Source organism: Rathayibacter sp. VKM Ac-2927, assembly GCF_022815525.1.
Lineage (GTDB): Bacteria > Actinomycetota > Actinomycetes > Actinomycetales > Microbacteriaceae > Rathayibacter > Rathayibacter festucae.
The window spans coordinates 397,672-418,815 of the sequence record NZ_JALGRT010000002.1; the positions used below are offsets into that span (position 1 = coordinate 397,672).

Consider the following 21,144-nt stretch of genomic DNA (forward strand, 5'->3'; position numbering starts at 1 on the left):
CCGCTCCGCCCTGCACCGCCTCGCCCGCTCCCCTCCGCACCCGAACGGATCCCGCCATGACCAGCACCCCCGCGCCCGGACTCTCCCGCCGCTCGCTCACCACCACCGCCCTCTGGACCGTCCCCGTCGTCGCCATCGCCACGGGCGCGCCCCTCGCCGCCGCGTCGACCACCCCCTGCACGAGCGTCACGCAGTTCGCCGCGACGAACGCGAGCGGCAACCCCGCCGTCCTCGGCGCGACCTCCGCGTCCGGCCGCACCTCGACGATCCGCATCACCTCGACCCTCGCCGCCGGCACGACCGACCTCTCCGGCGGCACGCGCTACAACATGAGCCAGAACGGCTCGGGCTGGGCCGGGAACGCTCCCGGCGGCGTCCCCTCCGAGTACTCCTTCGCCGGCTTCGGTCCGGCGGGAGCGCTCGTGCTCAATCAGCGTCGCGAGGGCGACCTCGCCGTCCTGCCCACCCCCGGAGCCGACGCGCAGACCCTGACCTTCGAGTTCCGCGACGCCGACGGCGCGCTCTTCGACCCGGTCGACTTCCAGCTGACGATCTTCGACATCACCTCGAACACCGACGCGAACTCGTGGGTGCCGACCTACTGGGACGCCGTCGGCTTCAGCACCGAGCCGACCTCGATCGCCACGTCCGGCTCGCTCCCCGGCGCCGGCGCCGGCACCCTCGCCGACCCCTTCCGCCGCGCGACCGGGAACGAGTACACGACGGACGGCGTCACCCGCTCCGACACCTTCCGCTTCGGCGTCTTCCCCTCGGGCAGCACCCTGACCTACACCCAGCACGACGGCCGCCAGGGCTGGCACTTCGTGTCGCTCACCGACCTCCGCTTCGGCGCCGACGACTGCTGACTCGCTGCCAGGATGAGGGCATGCGCGCTCTCGTCCTCGACTCCGTCCGCGGCGAGCCGGAGGTCCACGACGTCCCGACGCCGGTCGCCCCGGCCGACGGCGTCGTCGTGCGGGTGCTGGCCACCGGGCTCTGCCGGAGCGACTGGCACGCCTGGGCCGGGCACGACGACATCGCCTTCCCGCATGTCCCGGGGCACGAGCTCGCCGGAGTGATCGCCGAGGTCGGGCCCGAGGTCCGGAACTGGGCGGTCGGCGACCGGGTGACCGTGCCCTTCGTCTGCGGCTGCGGCCGCTGCGAGTGGTGCCTGCAGGGCGACGCCCAGGTCTGCCCGGACCAGGAGCAGCCCGGCTTCACGCACTGGGGCTCGTTCGCCGAGTCCGTCGCGCTGCACGCGGCCGACACCAATCTCGTCGCGATCCCGGAGGGCGTCGACTTCGCGACCGCCGCGAGCCTCGGCTGCCGCTTCGCCACGGCCTACCGCGCGCTGGTCGGGCGGGCCCGGGTGCAGCCCGGCGAGTGGGTGACGGTGATCGGAGCGGGCGGCGTCGGCCTCAGCGCCGTGATGGTCGCGCACGCGCTCGGCGCCCGCGTCATCGCGGTCGACCGGAACGCCGCGGCCCTCGAGGTCGCCGCGAGCGTCGGAGCCGAGCACGTCCTCCTCGCCGACGGCCGCGATCTGCCGGCCGCCGTGCACGCGCTCACCGGCGGCGGGAGTCACGTCGCCGTCGACGCCGTCGGCAGCGAGCAGACCTGCGCCGACGCCCTCCTCAGCCTGCGCCGCCGCGGCCGGCACGTGCAGATCGGCCTGCTGCCGCCGGTCGAGGGCCACCCGCGCGTGCCGATGGCGCGCGTGATCGCCTGGGAGCTCGACGTCCTCGGCAGCCACGGGATGGCGGCGCGCGACTACCCGGGGATGCTCCGGCTGATCGAGCAGGGCGTCCTCGCCCCGCAGCGCCTGATCGAGCGCACCATCGGACTCGAGGAGGCGGCCGAGCTGCTCCCCGTCTTCGACCGCTCGAACCCGGCGGGCATGACGATCATCGACCCCACTGGTCACCGGTAACCACTTTCCGATACGCTGGCCGGATCATGCAGAGCAGACGAGACGACCGCAGCCGCCCGCTCTCCGGAGTCCGACCGTGATCCCCCGGATCGGGCTCGTCGGCATCGGCGGCTACGGCGCCTCGCACCTCGGCGCCGTCCTCGCGGCGCACCGCGACGGCCGCGTCCGGCTCGTCGGCGTCGCCGACCCCCGGCCGCCGGTCGAGGGGCTGCTCCCCGACGGCGTCGCGCACCACCCCGACGCGACCGGCCTCTTCGCCGCCGGCGGCACCGACGTCGTCATCATCAGCACCCCGATCCACACCCACGCCGCGATCGCCCTCGCGGCGATGGACCACGGCAACGACGTCCTGCTGGAGAAGCCGCCGGCCGCCTCGCTCGCCGAGTTCACCGCCATCACGGGGCGCGCCGCGGCGACCGGCTCGCTCGTGCAGGTCGGCTTCCAGAGCCTCGGCTCCTCCGCGATCCCGGCGATCCGCGCGGCCGTGGCCGACGGCGAGATCGGCGACGTCCTGCGCTACGGCGCCTCCGGAGTCTGGGTCCGCGACGACCGCTACTGGTCGCGCTCCCCCTGGGCCGGCCGCCGCACGCTCGACGGCGCGGTCGTCGCCGACGGCGTCCTGACCAATCCCTTCTCGCACGCGACCGCGACCGCGCTCGCGATCGCCGGCGCCGACCGGCTCGAGGACGTCGTCGACGTGCGGCTGGACCTGCGCCGCGCGAACGACATCGAGGCGGACGACACCTCGGTCGCCGTGCTGACCCTGGCCGACGGCCTGCGGGTCACGACCGCGGTCACCCTCTGCGCCGAACGACCGGAGGAGCCCTCCGTCGAGATCGTCGGCACCCGCGGGACGCTCCGCTTCTACTACACGCTCGACGTGGTGCAGCTCGTGCGCGAGGACCTGCCGCCGCGCACGCTGCAGTACGACCGGATCACGCCGTTCGAGGGGCTGCTCGCCGCTCGAGAGCTGGGCACGCCGCTGCACGCCGGGATCGAGCGCACCGGCGGCTTCCTCCGCCTGCTCGACGCGGTGATGGCGGCTCCGTCGCCGCGGGCTCTGCCTGCGGACGCCTGGCGCGAGGTGCAGGACGTCGAGGGGCGCCACCGCGTGGTCGACGGCGTCGAGCACGCACTGCAGGAGACGCTGCGCCGCGAGACGACGTTCGACGCGCTGGATCTGCCGTGGAGCTAGGCGCGTCGCATCTCTAGAAGGCCCCTTTAGGAGAAGGAGCCCGGTCCGCCGCTCACCCTCCAGCGACGGCGGACCGGGAGTTCAGGGGTGCGCCGCTCAGAGGTACGGCGACACCGTCTCGGCGAAGGCCGCGACGACGCGCTCGGCCACCTCGGGGTACGCCGTGTCCCAGACCTCCTGGTGGAAGATCTCGACCTCGACGTCGCCGGCGTAGCCCGCCTCGACGACCGCGCGGGTGAGCGATCCGAAGTCGATGACGCCCTCGCCCGGGTAGCGGCGGGCGAGCAGCACGTCGGCCGGCAGCGGGGTCGCCCAGTCGCAGACCTGGTAGCTCGCGATCCGGCCCTCCACTCCGGCGCGGGCGATCTGCGCGAGGACCTGCGGGTCCCACCAGACGTGGAAGGTGTCGACGACCACGCCGACCGCGGCCGCGTCGAACGGCGCGGCGAGGTCGAGGGCCTGACCGAGCGTCGAGACGACAGCGCGGTCGGAGGCGTACATCGGGTGCAGCGGCTCGATCGCCAGCTGCACGCCCGCCGCCGCGGCGTCGTCGGCCAGCTCTGCCAGAGCCTCCTGCACGCGGGCCCGGGCGCCGATCACATCGCGCGAGCCGGCCGGCAGCCCGCCGGCGACGAGCACGAGCGCGGGGGCACCGAGCGCGGCGGTCTCCTCGATCGCGCGGCGGTTCTCGTCGATCGCCGCCCGCCGCTCCGGCCCCTCGGGCGCGGTGAAGAAGCCGCCGCGGCAGAGGGAGGAGACGCGCAGGCCGGAGTCGGCGACGAGGCGCACGGCCTCCGCCAGCCCGACCTCGGCGACCGGCTCGCGCCAGAGGCCGATCGCGGACATCCCCGCCGCGACCGTGGTGTCGAGCGCCTCGGCGAGCGAGGCGTGCTTGATCGTGGCCTGGTTCAGCGACAGGCGCGGGTCGGCGCTCATGCGGGCACCGCCTCGACCAGGTGCAGCCCCTCGACGGCGCGGGTCACGTCGACCCCGTTCAGCGCGAGCAGCCCGGTCCAGCGGTCGGCCGCGAGCTCCGGCCGCTCCAGCGCGCCGGACGCGTTCGCGAGCCGGACGATCTCGGACAGGTGCGGCAGCGAGCGCGCGGAGTGCAGGCCGCCCACCATCGAGAAGGCAGGCTGGTGGCCGTTCAGCCAGGAGAGGAACGCGACTCCGGTCTTGTAATACTGCGTCGGCGCGGCGAAGACCTGGCGCGAGAGCGCCTCGGTCGGGCCCAGCACACGGCGGTACTCGGCGGTGTCGCCCGCGTCCAGCGCCTGGATCGCGGCGGAGGCGCTCGGCGCCAGCGCGGCGAAGGCGCCGAGCAGCGCGTCCGACCAGCGCGGCGTGCCGTCGGCGTCGGGGGCGCCCTCGATCAGGCCGACGTAGTTGAAGTCGTCGCCGGTGAAGAGGGTCGCGCCCTCGGGCAGCCGCGAGCGCAGCGCGATCTCGGCGTCCGCGTCCAGCAGCGACATCTTGATGCCGCGCACCGAGTCGAGGTTGTCCTCGATGATCCGCTGGACGACCGGGAAGGCGTCGACCGGGTCTGCCGCGCCGAAGTAGCCCTCGAGCACGCCGTCGAAGGCGGTGCCGAGCCAGTGCAGGACGACCGGCTTCGTGGCGCGGGCGAGCACGGCGGCGTAGACGCGCTCGTAGTCGGCGGCGGTCTCCGCGGCGCGGGCGAGGTGCCGGCTGGCCATCAGCACGACCTCCGCCCCCGCGTCCTCGGCGAAGGCGAGCTGCTCGACGTAGGCGTCGATGACGGTGTCCAGCGGGACGACGTCGTCGGTGAGCTGGTCGGTGTTGATCCCGACCACGAGCGCCCCGCCGACCGACGCGGCCTCGGCGGCGCTGCGGCGGATCAGCTCCTGGGTCGCAGTCCAGTCCAGGCCCATGTTGCGCTGCGCGGTGTCCATCGCGTCGGCGACGCCCAGGCCCCAGGACCAGACGTGGTGGCGGAAGCCGAGCGTCGCGTCCCAGTCCATCTGGGCCGGGTGGCCGGGCCGGTTCTCGCCGTGCACCAGCGGCACGACGTGCGCGGCGGCGTAGGCGGTGCGCGAGCGCAGCGGCGCGGTGGGCCTCGCGTGCGCGGGCGCCGGGAGCAGCTCGATGGAGCGGGTCGCGCCGTCGGCGCCGAGGAGGGTCAGCCCGCTCACTGGACGGCGCCCGCCTGCACGAGCACCTCGGCGTCGGCGGCGGCGTCGAGCGCGGCGACGTCGATCCGGCGGCCCTCGCGGGAGGACTCCAGGCCCAGCTCGGCGAGCCGCACGCCGCGCGCACCGGCGAAGAAGTCGTACTCGTGCGGAGCGTCCTCGACCACGTGGCGGATGAACTGCTCCCACTGGGTCTTGAAGCCGTTCTCGAACACGTCGTTGACGGGCAGCTCCTGCCAGTCCTCGGCGTAGTCGTGCGTCTCGGGCAGGTCCGGGTTCCAGGTGGGCTTGGGGGTCGCGACGCGCGGCTGGATCTTGGCGCCGAACAGGCCGACCACGGCCGAGCCGAGCGTGCCGTCGACCTGGAACTCGACGAGCTCCTTGCGGTCGACCCGCACGGCCCAGGAGGAGTTGAGCTGCGCGGTGATGCCGCCGGCGAGATCGAAGATCGCGTAGGCCGCGTCGTCGGCCGTCGCGGTGTAGGGCGCGCCGTTCTCGTCGACCCGGGTCTCGATGTGGGTGGTCGCCTTGGCGTAGACGCCCTCGATCGGTCCGAAGAGGTTCTCGAGCACGTAGTTCCAGTGCGGGAACATGTCGACGATGATGCCGCCGCCGTCCTCGCTGCGGTAGTTCCAGCTCGGACGCTGGGCGGCCTGCCAGTCGCCCTCGAAGACCCAGTAGCCGAACTCGCCGCGGACGCTGAGGATGCGGCCGAAGAAGCCGGAGTCGATGAGGCGCTTGAGCTTCTGGAGGCCCGGCAGGTAGAGCTTGTCGTGCACGACGCCGTTCTTGATGCCGGCCTCCTTGGCCAGCTCGGCGATCTCGAGCGCCTCGGCGTAGGACTCCGCCGTGGGCTTCTCGGTGTAGATGTGCTTGCCGGCGGCGATCGCCTTCTTGATCGCGGGGACGCGCGCCTTCGTCACGAGGAAGTCGGCGTAGACCTGCCACTTCGGGTCGGCGAGCGCGGCGTCGAGGTCGGTGGTCCAGTTCGTCAGGCCGTGCTTGCCGGCGAGCTCGGCGAGCTTCGCCTCGGAGCGCCCGACCAGCAGCGGCTCGACCTGCACGCGGGTGCCGTCGGAGAGCAGCACGCCGCCCTGCTCGCGGATCGCCAAGATCGAGCGGACGAGGTGCTGGCGGTAGCCCATCCGGCCGGAGGCGCCGTTCAGGATGATCCCGAGGGTGGGGGTGGTCGACTCTGACACGGTGCGCCTTTCGAGGAGTGGGAAGCGTTTTCCTGATGGTAGCCGCGGAGCGGCCCGGCGGGCAAGCGCTTTCCCATCCAGCGGAGGAACGGTGGTGGCCGGGTCTCGATACGCCCTTCGGGCTACTCGACCAGCAAGGGACGGCCCACGTCGACGCGTTCGCCGCGCACTCCATGCTGATCGAGTAGCCCGCGCAGCGGGCGTATCGAGATCCACCCCCGTCAGAACAGGCGTCTGCAGACCTGCCCTTCGGGGGACGGCGGGTCTCGATACGCCCCTGCAGGGCTACTCGACCAGCACGACGCGCGCTACGCGGGCGGCGCGGCTCGCGGCGGGGTGCTCGCGCGCAGGACGACGCGGGTGGGCAGCTCGACCGAGGCGCCGTCGGCCTCGTCGCCGAGGGCCGCGGCGACGGCGCGCTCGCCGAGCGCGGCCAGCGGCACCGCGACCGTGGTCAGCCCCGGGTGCACGTCCTCCGCGATGGGCGCGTCGTCGAAGCCCGCGACGCCCATGCCCGCGCCGGGCTCCACTCCGGCCGCGCGCATCGCGGAGGCGACGCCGACCGCCATCAGGTCGGTCACCGCGAAGACCAGGTCGATGTCGGCGGAGCGCCCGGCCAGCAGCGCGGCCGCCGCGTCGAACGCGCCGTCCCGGGTGAGCGGCGCCTCGACGATCAGATCCGGATCGACGCTCACACCGGCCGCGGACAGCCCCTCGAGGAACCCCGCGACCCGGTCGGACGACGTCAGCACCGCCTCCGGACCGCGCACGATCGCGCAGCGCCGGTAGCCGGCCTCGGCGAGCGCCGCCGCGAGCGCACGCGCTCCGGCGCGGTTGTCCACCTGCACCGAGGGGAACGGCAGCCCGCCCTGGCTGATCATGGCGACCCGCCCGCCGGACGCCTCGTAGGCCTGCAGCTCGGCGATCAGCGCGTCGCGGTGCCGGTCGGCGGCGAAGCGGCTGCCGGCCAGGACGATCGCCCGCGGCCGGCCGCCGCGCAGCGAGCGGACCAGGCCGAGCTCCTTGTCCGGGTCGCGGTCGGTGACGGCGATCCGGACGTCCAGCCGCGACGCGTCGGCCGCGCCGATCACTCCGGAGGCGATGCCCGAGAAGTAGGGGTCGGTGATGTCGCTGACGAGCAGCGCGATCGTCGAGGTGGTCCCGCGCGCGACGGCCTGCGCCGCCGGGTTCGCGGAGTAGCCCAGCTCGGCCGCGGCCGCCTCGACCCGCTCGCGGTACTCGCCCTGCACCTTGCGCGCGCTGCCGTTGAGCACCCGCGAGGCGGTGGCCAGGGACACCCCCGCCGCCCGGGCGACGTCGTGCAGCGTCGCGGCGGCGGTCGTTCGTCGTGCTGCCACGGTGCTCCTCGGGGTCCGGCGGCGGCTTCCCGCGCGCTCGCCAGTGTACGGAGGAGCCGGGATCGGGCGGGAGCGGGTGTCCTCGACGGGCGGTCGCGCTCAGCTCGCGTCGAGCGGCGACACCCCGGTCAGCTCGACGGCGCGGTCCCAGAGCCGGCGCGCCGTGTCCCGGTCGCGGGCGGCGCGGTTCGGGTTCACCTGGCGCGGCGCCCCGCGGACCTCGCCGAGGCCGCCCGGTCCGTAGTAGGCGCCGGAGCGCGCGTCGGGCGAAGTCGCCGCGAGCAGCGTCGGCAGCGCGCCGTCGTCACCGCTCTGCCCGACCGTGCGCATCAGGGCGCCCATGATCGCGCCCTGCCCGTCGCCGGTGTGCGTGTGCAGCTCGGTGACCGACATCCCCGGGTGCGCGGCCATCGAGCCGACGCTCGAGCCGGCCCGGCGCAGGCGTCGGTGCAGCTCGAACGCGAAGACGAGGTCGGCCAGCTTGGACTGTCCGTAGGCCGGCCACGGGCTGTAGCGGCGGCGCTCCCAGTTCAGGTCGTCGAAGTCGAGCGCGCCGAAGCGGTGGGCGAGGCTCGAGAGCGACACCACGCGGTCCGCGATCCGCGGCAGCAGCAGCCCGGTCAGCGCGAACGGCCCGAGGAAGTTCGTGCCGAACTGCAGCTCGAAGCCGTCCGCGGTGCGCCCCTCCGGGACCGCCATGATGCCGGCGTTGTTGACCAGCACGTCGATCGGCCCGGTCGCCTCGGCGAACTCGCGCACCGAGGCGAGGTCGGCGAGGTCGAGCCGCCGGACGACGACGTCGCCGCCCATCCGCTCCGCAGCCCGCTCGCCCTTCTCGACGGTCCGGCAGGCGAGGACCACGCGGGCGCCGTGCTCGGCGAGCGCCCGCGCGGTCGCCTCCCCCAGTCCGCTGTTCGCGCCGGTGACGACGAACGTCCTGCCGGTCTGGTCGGGGATGTCTGCGGCGCTCCAGGAGGTCATCCGCCCACCCTAGATTCCGGGCGTGCACGCCACCTGGACGCCGGTCGGTCCTCGGTCCACCGGTACCAGTGCGCCAGGACGACCGGGCCGAGCTCGAGAAGAGGAGAAGCGTCCCGTCGCCGGCGCTCCTCGGCGCTCCCGGTCAGGCCGATCCGCGCGTCGGGCGACATCGGCAGGATCTCCAGGACGACGTCCCCGGAGCCCGCGTTCAGCTCGTCCAGGTCGAGCACCCACGGCCCACCGTCCCAGAACTGATCGGCGACGACCTCGCCGCCGACGAGGATCCGGGCGACGTCGCCGGCCCAGTGGATCTCGAGCTCGCGGCGCTGCGCCGCCGGATCGGTCTCCGGCAGCTCGAGCCGGTGCGCGGCCGCGGCCGCGAAGTCGGCGTCCCGGGGTGCGGAGGCGCGCCCCGCGGACTCCCCGTAGGACACCGGCACGGCGTCGCTCGCGCGGAGCAGGGGCGCCTCGACCGCCTCCGTCTCCGGCCGCATCGACGCCGCCGATCCGGCGACCGGGACGAAGCGCCGCCCTTCCGGGTCGTAGTCGCGCGGCAGGCGGCTCCCCGCGCGGACGTCCCCCGCGATCCGCCCCGCTCCGTCGAGCCAGACCGGGTCCTCCGACAGCACGAGGCGGCGCTTCCCCGTGCCGGCGGCGATGAGCACCGACGCCTCCTCGCCCGCCTCCGCGGACAGGACCAGCACCGAGCACGCTCCGCCGTCGCCCTCCGCCCGCACCAGCACCGGCTCGTCGACGTCGAGGCGGAGGAGCGCGCCGTCCTGCCGCTCCCCGTCCACCTCCAGCCGCGTGCCCTCGGCGAAGGCCAGCTCGGCGACGACGCCCGCGGCCGCCACCAGGACCAGCGTCGGCTCCGCCCCGTCGAGGAGCGTCAGCGGCGTCGCGGTCGCCCAGTCCAGCCGGACCCCGCCGACCGTCAGGCGCACCGGCCAGACCGCCAGCGTCCCGGCCGGCACGGGCGTGCTCACCGAGGGGAACCGCACGACCTCGTCGTCGAGACCGATCTCGAGCACCACGCCCGGGTGCTCCGGCAGCGGCTCGTGCGGCTGGTGCCAGGTGACGAAGACGAAGCCGCTCGCCCCGTCGCTCCGCAGCGCCCAGCGGAGCGTGTCCGTGTCCTGCTGATCCGTCGGCAGCTCGTCCGGGAGCGTCGACGGCATCTGCGCGAGCCGCTCGCCGAAGGCCTCGAGGAAGGCGTGCTGGCGCCGCAGCAGCGCGAGGGTCGGCGACGGCCGGCCGCTCGCCCCGATCGGCGCGCGGAAGTCGTAGTCGAACCGCGGCAGGTCGTTCGGGTAGCCGGTCGCCTGCGACTCCTGCAGCCCGTCGGCGACGGAGCCGCGCGGGTTCGTGCCGCCGGCGTACATGTAGTAGCCCTGCCAGGCCGAGCCGTTGCCGATCTTGGTGTGCGCGACCGCCGCGATGTCGAGCGGCTGCACGGCCGGGCGCCGGTGGTAGGCAGTGGCCATGCCGCCGCCGAGCTCGCAGGTCGCCGGCGGGTAGTCGAGCGAGGGGGCGCGGGGCGTCACCGCGTCCGTCGTCGCGCCGCGGACGTCGGCGCCGATGCCCGGGTCGTCCCACTGGTGACTGAAGAAGAAGTGGTCGCGGAACGTCGAGTCCCACGGCGAGTCCGACTCGACCCAGAAGCCGTCGGCGTAGCCGCCGAACAGCGGCAGCACCTCGTCCAGCGGCAGATCGGCGCCGCCCCAGCCGGTCGACGTCCAGATCGGCGCCGTCAGCCCCGCCTCCCGGACCAGGCCCTTCAGGGTCCGGATGTGCTCGGGCTGGTCGTAGATCTCGTTCTCGATCTGGATCGCCACCACGTTGCTGCCCGGTCCGCACCGCCACGCCAGCTCGCCACCCAGCGCGCCGAACCACTCCCGGACGAGCGCGAGGTACCCCGGGTCGTCCGTCCGGTGCTCCACCTCGGCGGCCTGCACCCAGTCCGGGAAGCCGCCGTTCCGGACCTCGCCGTGGCACCACGGCCCCACCCGCAGCACGACGTCCAGGCCGATCTCCGCGCACAGGTCCACGAACGCGCCGACGTCGAGGTCGCCGTCGAAGCGACGCTGCCCGCGCACCTCCTCGTGGTGGGTCCAGATCGTGTAGAACGCCACTACGCTCACGCCGCTCGCCCGCATCAGCCGCAGGCGCTCCTCCCAGCGCTCGCGCGGCACCCGGCTGTAGTGCAGCTCACCGGAGACCGGGATGAAGGGCCGGCCGTCGCGCAGCACCGAGCGGCTGGTCAGCCGCCAGCGGTCGTGGCGGTCGACCGCGGTGCTCATCGCGGGCTCCCGCGCGGGCGCGGCCCACGGGAGGTGCCGCACAGTGGCGGTGCTGACGGTGTCCTGGTGTGCTGCGGTCATCGAGATGCTCCTTCGGATCCGGTCGACGATCCCGTCCACGCTAGCGGGAGCCCGATCCGCGGCCGCCGCCTCAGCGCCGCGCCCGCGTCGACGCCCGCGCGACCAGCTCCGGCAGGAACACCGTCTGCCGCGGGATCAGCTCCGGGTCCGCCGCCTCCTCGAGCAGCACGCGCAGCGCCGTCCGCCCGATCACCGAGCTCGGCTGCCGCATCGAGGACAGCGGCACGGCGGCGGCCGCGGCGAAGGAGATGTCGTCGAAGCCGATCAGCGCGATCTCGTCCGGCACCAGCATCCGCCCGTCCACGGCGAGCGCCTGCAGCAGCCCGAGCGCGACCAGGTCGTTGGCCGCGAAGAGCGCATCGGGGCGGTCGCGCCGCGGCCGGGCCAGGATCCGCATCCCGGCGGCGACCCCCTGCGCGACGGTCAGCGCCGTGGTCGCCACCACCTCGAGATCGACCGACGCATCGCTGTTCTCCACCGCGACCCGAGCGCCCGCCAGCCGGTCGGTGACCTGGCGGATCTCGAACGGCCCGCCCACGAAGGCGAGCCGGCGCCGCCCGGTCTCGATCAGGTGCTCGGCCGCCATCCGCCCGCCGGCGACACTGTCGACCGAGACCGAGCTGTAGCGGCCGTCCCCGCTGAAGCGGTCGACCAGCACGACCGGCACCCCGCGCCCGCGCAGCTTCTCCAGCCGCTGCGAGATGTCACCGTACGGCGCGATCAGCACGCCGCGCACCTGCTGCTCCTCGAACAGGTCCAGGTACTGCCGCTCGCGCGACGGGTCCTCGTCGGTGTTGCCGTAGAGCACGGCGATCTGGTGGCGGGACGCCTCGTCCTCCGCCCCGCGGACCACGTCGTTGAAGAACGGGTTCTGCCCATCGAGCACCACGAAGCCGACGGTCGAGCTCACGCCGTTGCGCAGCTTCCGGGCAGCGTCGTTGCGCACGTAGCCGAGCGACTCGACGGCGGCGTTCACCCGGGCGAGCGAGTCGTCGGAGACCTCGTCCGGCCGGTTGAGCACGTTGGAGACCGTGCCGACCGAGACGCCGGCGCGCAGGGCGACGTCGCGGATGCTCACTCGCGCCACATCGCCTCCCCTGGGACGCCGAGCCGCATCTCGCGTTGACCGCTCCGGCTCGGCGTCCCTATAGTAGCGATGAAGCTGGATGAATCGATTCAGGTCCTCTTCATCCGAAGCCGGGACCTGACCGCGATTCCCCTCGATGAGGAGGTACCACCCGTGGCATCAGATCCGCCACCCGCACTCGAGCTCGCCCGCGTGGTCAAGGCGTTCGGCGCCGTCGTCGCGCTGCGCTCGGGCACCATCGCCGTGCACCGCGGGTCGATCCACGCGCTGGTCGGCGAGAACGGCGCCGGCAAGTCGACGCTCGTCAAGATCATCGCCGGAGTCCACCAGCGCGATGCGGGCGAGTTCCTCCTCGACGGCGAGCCGGTCGACTTCTCCTCGACCTCGCAGTCGAAGGCCGCGGGGATCGCCGTGATCTACCAGGAGCCGACGCTCTTCCCCGATCTCAGCGTCACCGAGAACATCTTCATGGGCCGGCAGCCCCGCGGTCGCCTCGGCCGCATCGACCGCAGGGCGATGCGCACCGAGGTCGTCGGCCTCTTCGAGCGCCTCGGCGTCCGGATCGACCCCGACCGCCCCGCCGAGGGCCTCTCCATCGCCGACCAGCAGATCATCGAGATCGCCAAGGCCATCTCGCTCGACGCGAAGGTCCTCGTGATGGACGAGCCGACCGCCGCGCTCTCCGGCGTCGAGGTCGAGCGCCTCTTCACCGTCGCCCGCTCGCTCCGCGACGAGGGCCGCGCGCTGATCTTCATCTCGCACCGCTTCGACGAGGTCTTCTCGCTCTGCGACACCATCACCGTGATGCGTGACGGCGCCTACATCTCCACCACCGCCACCGAGGACGCCACCGTCGACGGCATCGTCCGCGAGATGGTCGGCCGCGACATCACCGAGCTCTTCCCCAAGCAGGCGACCGAGATCACCGACGTCCTGCTCGAGGTGAGCGGCCTCACCTCGGCCGGCGTCTTCCACGACATCTCCTTCACCGTCCGCGCCGGCGAGATCGTCGGCCTGGCCGGCCTCGTCGGTGCCGGCCGCAGCGAGGTGGCCCGCGCCGTCTTCGGCGTCGACCCCTACGACTCCGGCTCGGTCACCCTCGTCGGCGGCCGGATCCCGGCCGGCAGCCCCTCGGCCGCGATGCGCGCCGGGCTGGCGCTCGTCCCCGAGGACCGCCGCAAGCAGGGCCTCGTGCTCGACTCCTCCGTCTCGCGCAACATCACGATGGCGATCCAGAAGTCGCTCTCCAGGGGCGGCCTGATCACCGGCCGCCGCGAGAACACCGCCGCGCGCGACTGGGCCGCGCGCCTCGAGGTCAAGACCGACGCGCTCGACACCGTCGCCGGCACGCTCTCGGGCGGCAACCAGCAGAAGGTCGTGCTGGGCAAGTGGCTCGCCACGGATCCGAGGGTCCTGATCATCGACGAGCCGACCCGCGGCATCGACGTCGGCACCAAGTCCGAGGTGCACCGGCTGCTCTCCCAGCTCGCCGGGGAGGGAATGGGCATCCTGATGATCTCGTCCGAGCTGCCCGAGGTGCTCGGCATGGCCGACCGCGTCCTGGTGATGCGCGAGGGGCGGATCACCGCCGAGCTCGACCGCTCCGACGCCACCAGCGAGACCGTGATGCTCGCCGCCACCAGAGGGGCAGCCGCATGAGCACCGCCCAGGCGCCGGCGCAGAAGCGCGTGCCGGCCGCGAAGCCCAACGCCTTCTCCTCCGGCTTCGGCTCCTTCATCCGGGCCCGCGAGACGGGAATCCTGCTCGCGCTGGTCCTCGTCGTCATCGCGACGACCGCGAAGAACCCGACCTTCCTCTTCTCCCCCGACGGCTGGCGCGACCTGCTGCTGACCCCGTCGATCCTGATCCTGATCGCGGTCGGCCAGGCCATCGTGATCATCACCCGCTCGGTCGACCTCTCGGTCGGCTCGATCCTGGGGCTGACCGCCTACCTCACCGGCCGGCTGTTCCTGGACGTGCCGGGGATCCCGATCCTCGCGGTCTTCGCCGCCGGCGTCGTCTTCGGCGGACTGCTCGGGCTGATCAACGGCGCGCTCGTCGCGTTCGCGAAGGTCCCGGCGCTGGTGATCACCCTCGGCACGCTCTACGCCTACCGCGGCATCAACGTCGCCTGGACGGGCAGCGACCGGATCAACGCGTCCGATATGCCCAAGGACTTCCTCGCCCTGGGCACCGGCCAGTTCCTCACCATCCCGTACCTCACGATCATCGCCCTCGTCGTGCTGGTCGCCGCGGGCTGGTACCTGCGCAACCAGCGCGCGGGCCGCGAGTTCTACGCGATCGGCTCCGACCCGGACGCCGCGCGGCTCTACGGCCTGCCCGTCACCCGGCGCATCCTGGTCGCCTTCGTCGTCTCCGGCGCGCTGACCGGCCTGGCCGGCGTGCTCTACGCCGCCCGCTACGGCACCGTCAACTCGCAGGCCGGCTCCGGCTACGAGCTCGACGCGGTCGGCGCCGCGGTGATCGGCGGCGTCGCGATCTTCGGCGGCTCCGGCACGGTCTGGGGCGCGGCGATCGGCGCGGTGCTGCTGCTCACCATCAACCGGGCCCTGCCGATCCTGGGCGTGCCCGACTTCTGGCAGCGCGCGGTCGTCGGCGTGCTGATCATCGGCGCGATCGTGCTCGACCGCGTGCTCTCCCTCCGACAGTCCCGCAAGCTCCTCGAAGAGAGGGACGACTCCTGATGAGCCTCGTCACCGACACCACCGCCGTGCGCACCGCGCGCGAGTACCGCGACTACGCCCGGCCGGCCTGGCAGCGCGTCCTGTTCAGCCGCGAGACCGCGATCGTCGTGCTGCTGATTCTCGTGATCGTCGTCGCCTCCGCCTCGGTGAAGAGCTTCGACAAGCCGATCACCATCACCTACCTGTTCCTCGACATCGCGCCGACGCTGCTGATCGCGCTGCCGATGACGCTGATCATCATCACCGGCGAGATCGACCTGTCGGTCGCCTCCACCGTGGGCCTCGCGAGCGTGCTCACCGGCACGCTGCACCAGGCCGGAGTGCCGTTCGAGGTCGCCGCGCTCATCGCGATCGTGGCGGGCGCCGTCGGCGGAGCGCTGAACGGCTTCCTGGTCACCGTCGTCGGGCTGCCCTCGCTCGCCGTCACGATCGGCACGCTCGCGCTCTACCGCGGGCTCGCGGTCGGACTGCTCGGCACCACCGCGGTCACCGACTTCCCCGAGTTCTGGACCGACCTCGCGAAGGCGAAGCTGGTCGGCCCGGTGCCGCTGGTGGTGCTGCCGTTCGCGATCCTGGCGATCGTCTTCGCGGTGGTGCTGCACTCCACCCGCTTCGGCCGCGGCGTCTTCGCCATCGGCCTGAACGACGAGGCGGCGATCTTCTCCGGCGTGAACGTGAACCGCACCAAGTTCATCCTCTTCGTGGTCTCCGGCGCCGTCTCCGCACTGGCCGGCATCTACTACACGCTCCGCTACGGCTCCGCCCGCGGCGACAACGCGACCGGGCTCGAGCTGCAGGTGATCGCGGCCGTCCTGCTGGGCGGCGTCTCGATCTTCGGCGGCCGCGGCGCCCTGCACGGCGTGATCGCCGGCGTGATCCTGATCGGCGTGATCGCCTCGGCCCTGCGCCTCGCGAACGTCACCTCCGACGTCATCAACATCATCACCGGAGTGCTGCTCGTGCTCTCGGTGGTGTCCACCAGCTTCCTGGCCTGGCTGTCGCGACTGCGGCGCTCGGCCAGGAGACGCCCCTGATCCCGGATCACCGGCACAGCACCCGCACCACCCCGCACCACCCCCACAGCACCTCGACGAAAGGCAGACGATGATGTTCTCCTCCCGTGGGCGCCGCTTCGGCACCCTCACCGCACTGGCCGTCTCGGTCGCGCTCGTCGCGACCGGCTGCTCCGCCTCCGACGGCGACGCCGGCGGCGACTCCGGTGGCGACGCCGGCTCCGGCTCCGGCGACTACTCGATCACCTTCCTGCCGAAGAACCTCGGCAACGCGTACTTCGACACCTCCGACGCCGGCGGCGAGAAGGCCATCGAGGAGTTCGGCGGCACCTACGCCGAGGTCGGGCCCGCCGAGGCCTCCCCCGACGCGCAGGTCTCCTACATCAACACGCTCACCCAGCAGGGCGCCGGAGCGATCGTCGTCTCGGCGAACGACCCGAAGGCGATCTGCGACGCGCTGAACGAGGCGCGCGACAACGGCACCAAGGTCGTCACCTTCGACTCCGACACCAACGCCGACTGCCGCGACCTCTACATCAACCAGGCCACCGCCGAGGGCATCGCCAAGGCGCAGGTCGACCTGATCACCGAGCAGATCGGCGACAGCGGCGAGGTCGCGATCCTCTCCGCCTCCGCGAACGCCACGAACCAGAACGCCTGGATCGAGCTGATGGAGGAGGAGCTCACCGCGAACCACCCGGACGTGACGCTCGTCGACACCGTCTACGGCGACGACGACGACCAGACCTCGTTCGACAAGACCGCGGCCCTGCTGCAGACCCACCCCGACCTCAAGGGCATCATCTCGCCCACGACGGTCGGCATCGCCGCCGCCGCCCGCTACCTCTCCACCTCGGACTTCAAGGGCAAGGTCGCGCTGACCGGTCTCGGCACGCCGAACCAGATGCGCGAGTTCGTCGAGGACGGCACCGTCACCGCGTTCGCGCTGTGGAACCCGGGAGACCTCGGCTACCTCGCCGCCTACGCCTCGAAGGCCCTGATCGACGGCGACATCACCGGCGCCGAGGGCGACACCTTCGAGGCCGGCGACCTCGGCTCCTTCACGGTCGACGCCGACGGCACCGTCCTGCTCGGCGACCCCTTCACCTTCACCGCCGACAACATCGCCGACTTCGACTTCTGACCCGTTCCGCAGCCATGCTGATCGAGTAGCGCCCACAGGGCGACCCCGTTCATGCTGATCGAGTAGCGCCCGCAGGGCGCGTATCGAGATCCACCGTCCCTGAAGCGGTGGGTCTCGATACGCCGCTCCGCGGCTGCTCGACCAGCGAGGCTGCATGCCGCTCGAACAGCTTCCGCAGGGCGACGCTGTTCATGCTGATCGAGCAGCGCCCGCAGGGCGCGTATCGAGATCCCCCACCGAGAGGCCCCACCCCATGCAGCGCGTCTGCTTCCAGCTCCAGGTGCGACCCGAGCGCATCCCCGAGTACACCCGCCGGCACGCCGCGATCTGGCCCGACATGGCCGCCGCCCTGAAGGCCACCGGCTGGAACAACTACTCCCTCTTCCTCCGCCCCGACGGCCTGCTGATCGGCTACTTCGAGACTCCGTCGCTCGAGGCCGCCCGCGCCGGGATGGCCGCCACCGAGGTCAACGCCCGCTGGCAGGCCGAGATGGCCGAGTTCTTCGTCGAGCTCGACGGCGCTCCCGACACCGGCTTCCTGCAGCTGACCGAGGTCTTCCACCTCGAGGACCAGCTGCCCTGACTCCTCCCCTCCTCCCCGACACCCATCGGACAGAGCCGCGGCTCCGAATGATGCACGGGGCCGATCGAGGAGGTAGTGCGGAATGTCGTTCAACAGCCGCCGCTGGCAGGTCCGCACCATCGTGGCGCGGGTCCAGGCCACCGCAGCACTCAGCACGTCGACGCTGGACACGGCCGGCCGCGCCGACCGCAAGCTCGAGATCCTCCGGATCGCGGACGGCGTCGACGCCGGGCGGGTCAGCAACGACGAGGCCGTCGCCGCATTCGAGCGCCTGGCCCAGGACGTCGGCCACACTCCCGAGGCGCGGCTCGGTTGACGCCTCCGCACCCGGGCGCACCGTGACGGACGGCGCCCCGTCCGCGCAGGACGACCTCGTCCCGACGCTCGCCGACGGCGACCACGCCGCGTTCCGCCGGCTCTACGAGCGCACCGTCCGGCGCGTCCGCTCGATCACCGTCGGCATCCTGCAGGACCACGCGCAGGCGGAGGAGGTCGCGCAGGAGACCTACTTCGAGCTCTGGCGCTCAGCAGCCCGGCACGCGGTCCTCGAGGAGCAGCAGCACCTCGTCGCCGTCATCGCCCGCCGCCGCGCCATCGACCGGGTCCGCGCCGCGCAGTCCTCCCGCGAGCGCGACCACCGCTACGCGATCCACAGCTACCTCCGCGAGATCGACGAGGCGGAGTCGCACGGCGAGATCGTCGGCGAGTTCCGCCGCGCCGCGGCCGAGATCCGCCGCCTCGCCCCGAAGCACCGCGACCTGCTCTTCCTCGCCTACGTCCGCGGCCTGACCCACGCCGAGATCGCCACCGAGCTCGGCCTGCCGATCGGCACCGTCAAGACCCGCCTCCGCGACACCCTCGCCCGCCTCCGCCGCGAGCTGACGCCCCCGCCCCCCTGACGCCCCCTGCACGCCGGCCGAGCACCCTCGCAGCGCCCCTGCATGCTGGTCGAGCACCCGCGCAGCGCCCCTGCATGCTGGTCGAGCACCCGCGCAGCGCCCCCTCCAGGCTGGTCGAGTAGCCGCGCAGCTGCCCTGCATCCTGGCCGAGCACCCGCGCAGCGCCTCCTGCATGCTGGTCGAGTAGCCGCGCAGCAGCCCCTGCATGCTGGTCGAGTAGCCGCGCAGCGGCGTATCGAGACCCACATCCTCAGCCCTACGGCCCTGCAACCTCCCCTCCGACGTCGTCATCGTCCGACGCGGACGCAGAACATCAGCCAGGAGTCCGTCTCATCGCCCATCAGCGATGACACGCGACTCCAGCGGATGTTCTGCCGACGTGGCCGCGCAACGGCCCCACCCCTGCTGCTCGAGCACCCGCGCAGCGCCCTTGCATGCTGGTCAAGTAGCCGCGGAGCGGCGTATCGAGACCCGCCCACGCCGAAGCCCCCGCCCTCCGAGAGTGGAGAGCGGGGGCCACGGCGAGACCGTCAGCGCGTCAGAGCGTCTGCGCGAACGGGTCGAAGTCCACCGGCACCGCGGGCACCGGCGCGGAGAGCGTGCTGTCGATCGCGACGAACTCGCCGCTCTCGGCCGACTCCTGCGCCGACAGCATGACGTCGAGCACGTGGAAGCCGAGCTCGCCGGTGGCCACGTGCGGGCGGTCCTCGGCGATCGCGCGGACCATGTCGAGCAGGCCGAGGCCGCGGCCGACGACCGTGCCCTTCTGCTCGATCTCGGTCCACTCCTGCTCGCCCCACTGGCCGTCGGCGATCGAGGTGCGGGCCTTCACGTAGGCGGTGCGCCCCTCGAACTGGTTCGGGTCGGGGATCACGATCGACCCCTCCGTGCCGTGGATCTCGAAGACGCCGTGGCGCTCGAGCGCGGAGTCGAAGCTGAGCAGGCTCGACGCCTGCTGCCCGGCCGCGAACGAGGTCAGCACCTGCAGCGAGGTGGGCACCTCCACCGGGAACGTCGTCCCCGCGTCGGGGCCGGAGCGGATGACCCGCTCCTCGAGCTTCTTCCGCCCGAGGGCCGCGACCCGCTGGACCGGTCCGAACAGGCTGACGAGTCCGGTGAAGTAGTACGGACCCATGTCCAGCAGCGGGCCCGCGCCCTCCGCGAAGAGGAAGGCCGGGCTCGGGTGCCACAGGTCCGGTCCGACCGTCTGGAAGACGGTGGACGCGAACATCGGCTCGCCGATCACGCCGTCCGCGATCGCGCGCTTCGCGGTCTGGAAGCCCGGGCCGAGCAGCGTGTCCGGCGCCGAGCCGACGCGCAGCCCCTTGGCGGCGGCGTCCTGCAGCAGCTGCGCGGTTCCGGCGCGGTCCAGGCCCAGCGGCTTCTCGCTCCAGACGTGCTTGCCCGCGGCGATCGCCGCGGCCGAGACCTCGACGTGCGCGGCGGGGATGGTCAGGTTGACGACGACCTGCACGCCGGCGTGCGCGAGGACGTCCTCGGCGGAGCCCCAGGCGGGGACGCCGTGCTTCTCGGCCTGGCTCTTCGCCCGGTCGAGCAGCAGGTCGCCGACGATCAGGACCTCGACGTCCGGGAAGGACGCGAGGTTCTCGAGGTAGGTGTCGCTGATGACGCCGACGCCGATGACGCCGATCCCGATGGGCCCGCTCATGCCGCGTACCCGCCCTTCACGAGGAAGTCGTAGCTGGCCTGGATGTCCGCGAAGACGTCGCCGGGGGCGTTGTCGTACTCGATGACGGCGTACTTGATGGCACCTTCGCCGGCCTTGAGCGCCTCGACGAGCGGCACGTCGCCCTCGCCCGGGCGGCGCTGGTCGAGGGTGTCCGAGCCGAAGGCCGCGGCGCCGGGGGCGAACGGGTTCTCGGCCGGCGCGATGCCGTCCTTGACGTGCACCGCGACCAGGCGCGAGCCCAGCTTCGACACCAGTGCGGGGCCGTCCTGGCCGCCGGTCAGCGCCCAGAACAGGTCGAGCTCGATCTCGACGCGCTCGTCCGTCGTCGCGACGAAGCGCTCATAGGCGGTCTGGCCGTCGAAGGAGGCGATGAACTCCTGCGCGTGGTTGTGGTAGCCGACCTTCAGGCCGAAGGTCGCGGCGACCTCGGCGGCCTTGTTCAGGCGGTCGGCGATGTCCGCCACGCCGTCCTCGGTCAGCCAGCGCTCGGCCGAGACGAACGGGTCGATGACGGTCTGGATGCCGATCTGCGCGGCCGCCTCGAAGACGACCTCGGGGGCGGGCGTGGGGATGGAGCCGTCCGGCGTCCACAGCTCGTCGGAGAGCAGCGGAGCGTGGCCGGTCGGCGAAGCGAGACCGCTCGCGTCGAGCGCGGCGCGGATCTCGGCGGGACGGCGGACGAAGTCGAACGCCTCGACGTTCTTCAGTCCGATCGCCGCGAGCTTCTCGAGCGAGCCGTTCGGGTCCTCGGAGAACTCCTTGGCCAGCGTGTAGAGCTGGATGGAGGCCAGGGGCAGAGTCATGATCGATGTCGCTTTCACTGGTG

General features: G+C 72.9%; 19 protein-coding genes. 10 read left to right on the forward strand and 9 right to left on the reverse strand.

Translation table 11 applies throughout. The features are described 5' to 3' along the window. Positions 1-56 precede the first annotated feature (56 nt). From MT353_RS07095 to MT353_RS07105, 3 genes are all read left to right on the forward strand, one after another. A complete protein-coding gene (locus MT353_RS07095) occupies positions 57-866 on the forward strand; it encodes a hypothetical protein (protein WP_243623964.1) in 810 nt (269 codons plus the stop codon). Positions 867-886: 20 nt separating this feature from the next. After that, complete coding sequence (locus MT353_RS07100; RefSeq protein ID WP_243623965.1) at positions 887-1,930, forward strand: zinc-dependent alcohol dehydrogenase family protein; 1,044 nt, start codon at positions 887-889, stop codon at positions 1,928-1,930. Between the two features lie 76 nt (positions 1,931-2,006). After that, positions 2,007-3,125, forward strand: coding sequence for a Gfo/Idh/MocA family protein (locus MT353_RS07105; protein ID WP_243623966.1), 1,119 nt, complete (start codon positions 2,007-2,009; stop codon positions 3,123-3,125). A 96-nt stretch (positions 3,126-3,221) separates the two neighbouring features. Here the strand turns inward: MT353_RS07105 and MT353_RS07110 are convergent, their stop codons facing one another. The 7 genes from MT353_RS07110 to MT353_RS07140 form a co-directional block, all read right to left on the reverse strand. Beyond that, on the reverse strand, positions 3,222-4,061 hold the full coding sequence (locus MT353_RS07110) for a sugar phosphate isomerase/epimerase (protein WP_243623967.1): 840 nt from the start codon (positions 4,059-4,061) through the stop codon (positions 3,222-3,224). After that, the gene (locus tag MT353_RS07115) at positions 4,058-5,278 is read right to left on the reverse strand and encodes a DUF993 family protein (protein WP_243623968.1); all 1,221 of its coding nucleotides are present in this window, start codon (positions 5,276-5,278) and stop codon (positions 4,058-4,060) included. Before MT353_RS07115 ends, MT353_RS07110 begins: the two co-directional genes overlap by 4 nt. Further along, positions 5,275-6,420: a Gfo/Idh/MocA family protein gene (locus tag MT353_RS07120; RefSeq protein WP_123447046.1), complete on the reverse strand. Its 1,146-nt coding sequence runs from the start codon at positions 6,418-6,420 to the stop codon at positions 5,275-5,277. Before MT353_RS07120 ends, MT353_RS07115 begins: the two co-directional genes overlap by 4 nt. Before the next feature lie 365 nt (positions 6,421-6,785). After that, the gene (locus MT353_RS07125; RefSeq protein WP_243616045.1) at positions 6,786-7,835 is read right to left on the reverse strand and encodes a LacI family DNA-binding transcriptional regulator; all 1,050 of its coding nucleotides are present in this window, start codon (positions 7,833-7,835) and stop codon (positions 6,786-6,788) included. Positions 7,836-7,934: 99 nt separating this feature from the next. Then, positions 7,935-8,816, reverse strand: a complete 882-nt coding sequence (locus MT353_RS07130) for an oxidoreductase (RefSeq protein WP_243623969.1) — start codon at positions 8,814-8,816, stop codon at positions 7,935-7,937. After that, positions 8,813-11,197, reverse strand: coding sequence for a beta-galactosidase (locus MT353_RS07135; RefSeq protein ID WP_243623970.1), 2,385 nt, complete (start codon positions 11,195-11,197; stop codon positions 8,813-8,815). Before MT353_RS07135 ends, MT353_RS07130 begins: the two co-directional genes overlap by 4 nt. Before the next feature lie 70 nt (positions 11,198-11,267). Beyond that, positions 11,268-12,284: a LacI family DNA-binding transcriptional regulator gene (locus tag MT353_RS07140; protein ID WP_243598171.1), complete on the reverse strand. Its 1,017-nt coding sequence runs from the start codon at positions 12,282-12,284 to the stop codon at positions 11,268-11,270. 153 nt (positions 12,285-12,437) lie between these two features. On the opposite strand from MT353_RS07140, the gene MT353_RS07145 reads away from it, so the two are divergent. The 7 genes from MT353_RS07145 to MT353_RS07175 all read left to right on the forward strand — a co-directional run bounded on the left by MT353_RS07145 (position 12,438) and on the right by MT353_RS07175 (position 18,628). Then, positions 12,438-13,943 carry a sugar ABC transporter ATP-binding protein gene (locus MT353_RS07145; protein WP_243623971.1) on the forward strand — a complete coding sequence of 502 codons (1,506 nt, stop codon included), beginning with the start codon at positions 12,438-12,440 and terminating at the stop codon, positions 13,941-13,943. After that, on the forward strand, positions 13,940-14,989 hold the full coding sequence (locus MT353_RS07150) for an ABC transporter permease (protein WP_173251333.1): 1,050 nt from the start codon (positions 13,940-13,942) through the stop codon (positions 14,987-14,989). Before MT353_RS07145 ends, MT353_RS07150 begins: the two co-directional genes overlap by 4 nt. Continuing rightward, a complete protein-coding gene (locus MT353_RS07155) occupies positions 14,989-16,023 on the forward strand; it encodes an ABC transporter permease (RefSeq protein ID WP_243623972.1) in 1,035 nt (344 codons plus the stop codon). The genes MT353_RS07150 and MT353_RS07155 overlap by 1 nt, the downstream gene beginning before the upstream one ends. A gap of 70 nt (positions 16,024-16,093) precedes the next feature. Next, the gene (gene rhaS / locus MT353_RS07160; RefSeq protein ID WP_243623973.1) at positions 16,094-17,146 is read left to right on the forward strand and encodes a rhamnose ABC transporter substrate-binding protein; all 1,053 of its coding nucleotides are present in this window, start codon (positions 16,094-16,096) and stop codon (positions 17,144-17,146) included. A 253-nt stretch (positions 17,147-17,399) separates the two neighbouring features. Further along, complete coding sequence (locus tag MT353_RS07165) at positions 17,400-17,729, forward strand: L-rhamnose mutarotase (RefSeq protein ID WP_123705497.1); 330 nt, start codon at positions 17,400-17,402, stop codon at positions 17,727-17,729. 82 nt (positions 17,730-17,811) lie between these two features. Continuing rightward, complete coding sequence (locus MT353_RS07170) at positions 17,812-18,045, forward strand: hypothetical protein (protein ID WP_243616057.1); 234 nt, start codon at positions 17,812-17,814, stop codon at positions 18,043-18,045. A 22-nt stretch (positions 18,046-18,067) separates the two neighbouring features. Further along, positions 18,068-18,628 carry a sigma-70 family RNA polymerase sigma factor gene (locus tag MT353_RS07175; RefSeq protein WP_243623974.1) on the forward strand — a complete coding sequence of 187 codons (561 nt, stop codon included), beginning with the start codon at positions 18,068-18,070 and terminating at the stop codon, positions 18,626-18,628. Between the two features lie 538 nt (positions 18,629-19,166). Here the strand turns inward: MT353_RS07175 and MT353_RS07180 are convergent. Then, entirely contained in the window at positions 19,167-20,297 is a 1,131-nt protein-coding gene (locus MT353_RS07180; protein ID WP_243623975.1) for a Gfo/Idh/MocA family protein, read from the reverse strand. Further along, positions 20,294-21,121, reverse strand: a complete 828-nt coding sequence (locus MT353_RS07185) for a sugar phosphate isomerase/epimerase (protein ID WP_243616059.1) — start codon at positions 21,119-21,121, stop codon at positions 20,294-20,296. Before MT353_RS07185 ends, MT353_RS07180 begins: the two co-directional genes overlap by 4 nt. Positions 21,122-21,144: the final 23 nt, after the last annotated feature.

What these genes read in the sequence shown, in the direction of transcription:
- MT353_RS07100 (WP_243623965.1), top strand. Translation starts at nt 887, where the DNA reads ATGCGCGCTCTCGTCCTCGACTCCGTCCGCGGCGAGCCGGAGGTCCAC.
- MT353_RS07185 (WP_243616059.1), bottom strand. Translation starts at nt 21,121, where the DNA reads ATGACTCTGCCCCTGGCCTCCATCCAGCTCTACACGCTGGCCAAGGAG.
- MT353_RS07110 (WP_243623967.1), bottom strand. Translation starts at nt 4,061, where the DNA reads ATGAGCGCCGACCCGCGCCTGTCGCTGAACCAGGCCACGATCAAGCAC.
- MT353_RS07150 (WP_173251333.1), top strand. Translation starts at nt 13,940, where the DNA reads ATGAGCACCGCCCAGGCGCCGGCGCAGAAGCGCGTGCCGGCCGCGAAG.
- MT353_RS07180 (WP_243623975.1), bottom strand. Translation starts at nt 20,297, where the DNA reads ATGAGCGGGCCCATCGGGATCGGCGTCATCGGCGTCGGCGTCATCAGC.
- rhaS (WP_243623973.1), top strand. Translation starts at nt 16,094, where the DNA reads ATGATGTTCTCCTCCCGTGGGCGCCGCTTCGGCACCCTCACCGCACTG.
- MT353_RS07170 (WP_243616057.1), top strand. Translation starts at nt 17,812, where the DNA reads ATGTCGTTCAACAGCCGCCGCTGGCAGGTCCGCACCATCGTGGCGCGG.
- MT353_RS07095 (WP_243623964.1), top strand. Translation starts at nt 57, where the DNA reads ATGACCAGCACCCCCGCGCCCGGACTCTCCCGCCGCTCGCTCACCACC.
- MT353_RS07165 (WP_123705497.1), top strand. Translation starts at nt 17,400, where the DNA reads ATGCAGCGCGTCTGCTTCCAGCTCCAGGTGCGACCCGAGCGCATCCCC.
- MT353_RS07135 (WP_243623970.1), bottom strand. Translation starts at nt 11,197, where the DNA reads ATGACCGCAGCACACCAGGACACCGTCAGCACCGCCACTGTGCGGCAC.
- MT353_RS07120 (WP_123447046.1), bottom strand. Translation starts at nt 6,420, where the DNA reads ATGGGCTACCGCCAGCACCTCGTCCGCTCGATCTTGGCGATCCGCGAG.
- MT353_RS07155 (WP_243623972.1), top strand. Translation starts at nt 14,989, where the DNA reads ATGAGCCTCGTCACCGACACCACCGCCGTGCGCACCGCGCGCGAGTAC.
- MT353_RS07130 (WP_243623969.1), bottom strand. Translation starts at nt 8,816, where the DNA reads ATGACCTCCTGGAGCGCCGCAGACATCCCCGACCAGACCGGCAGGACG.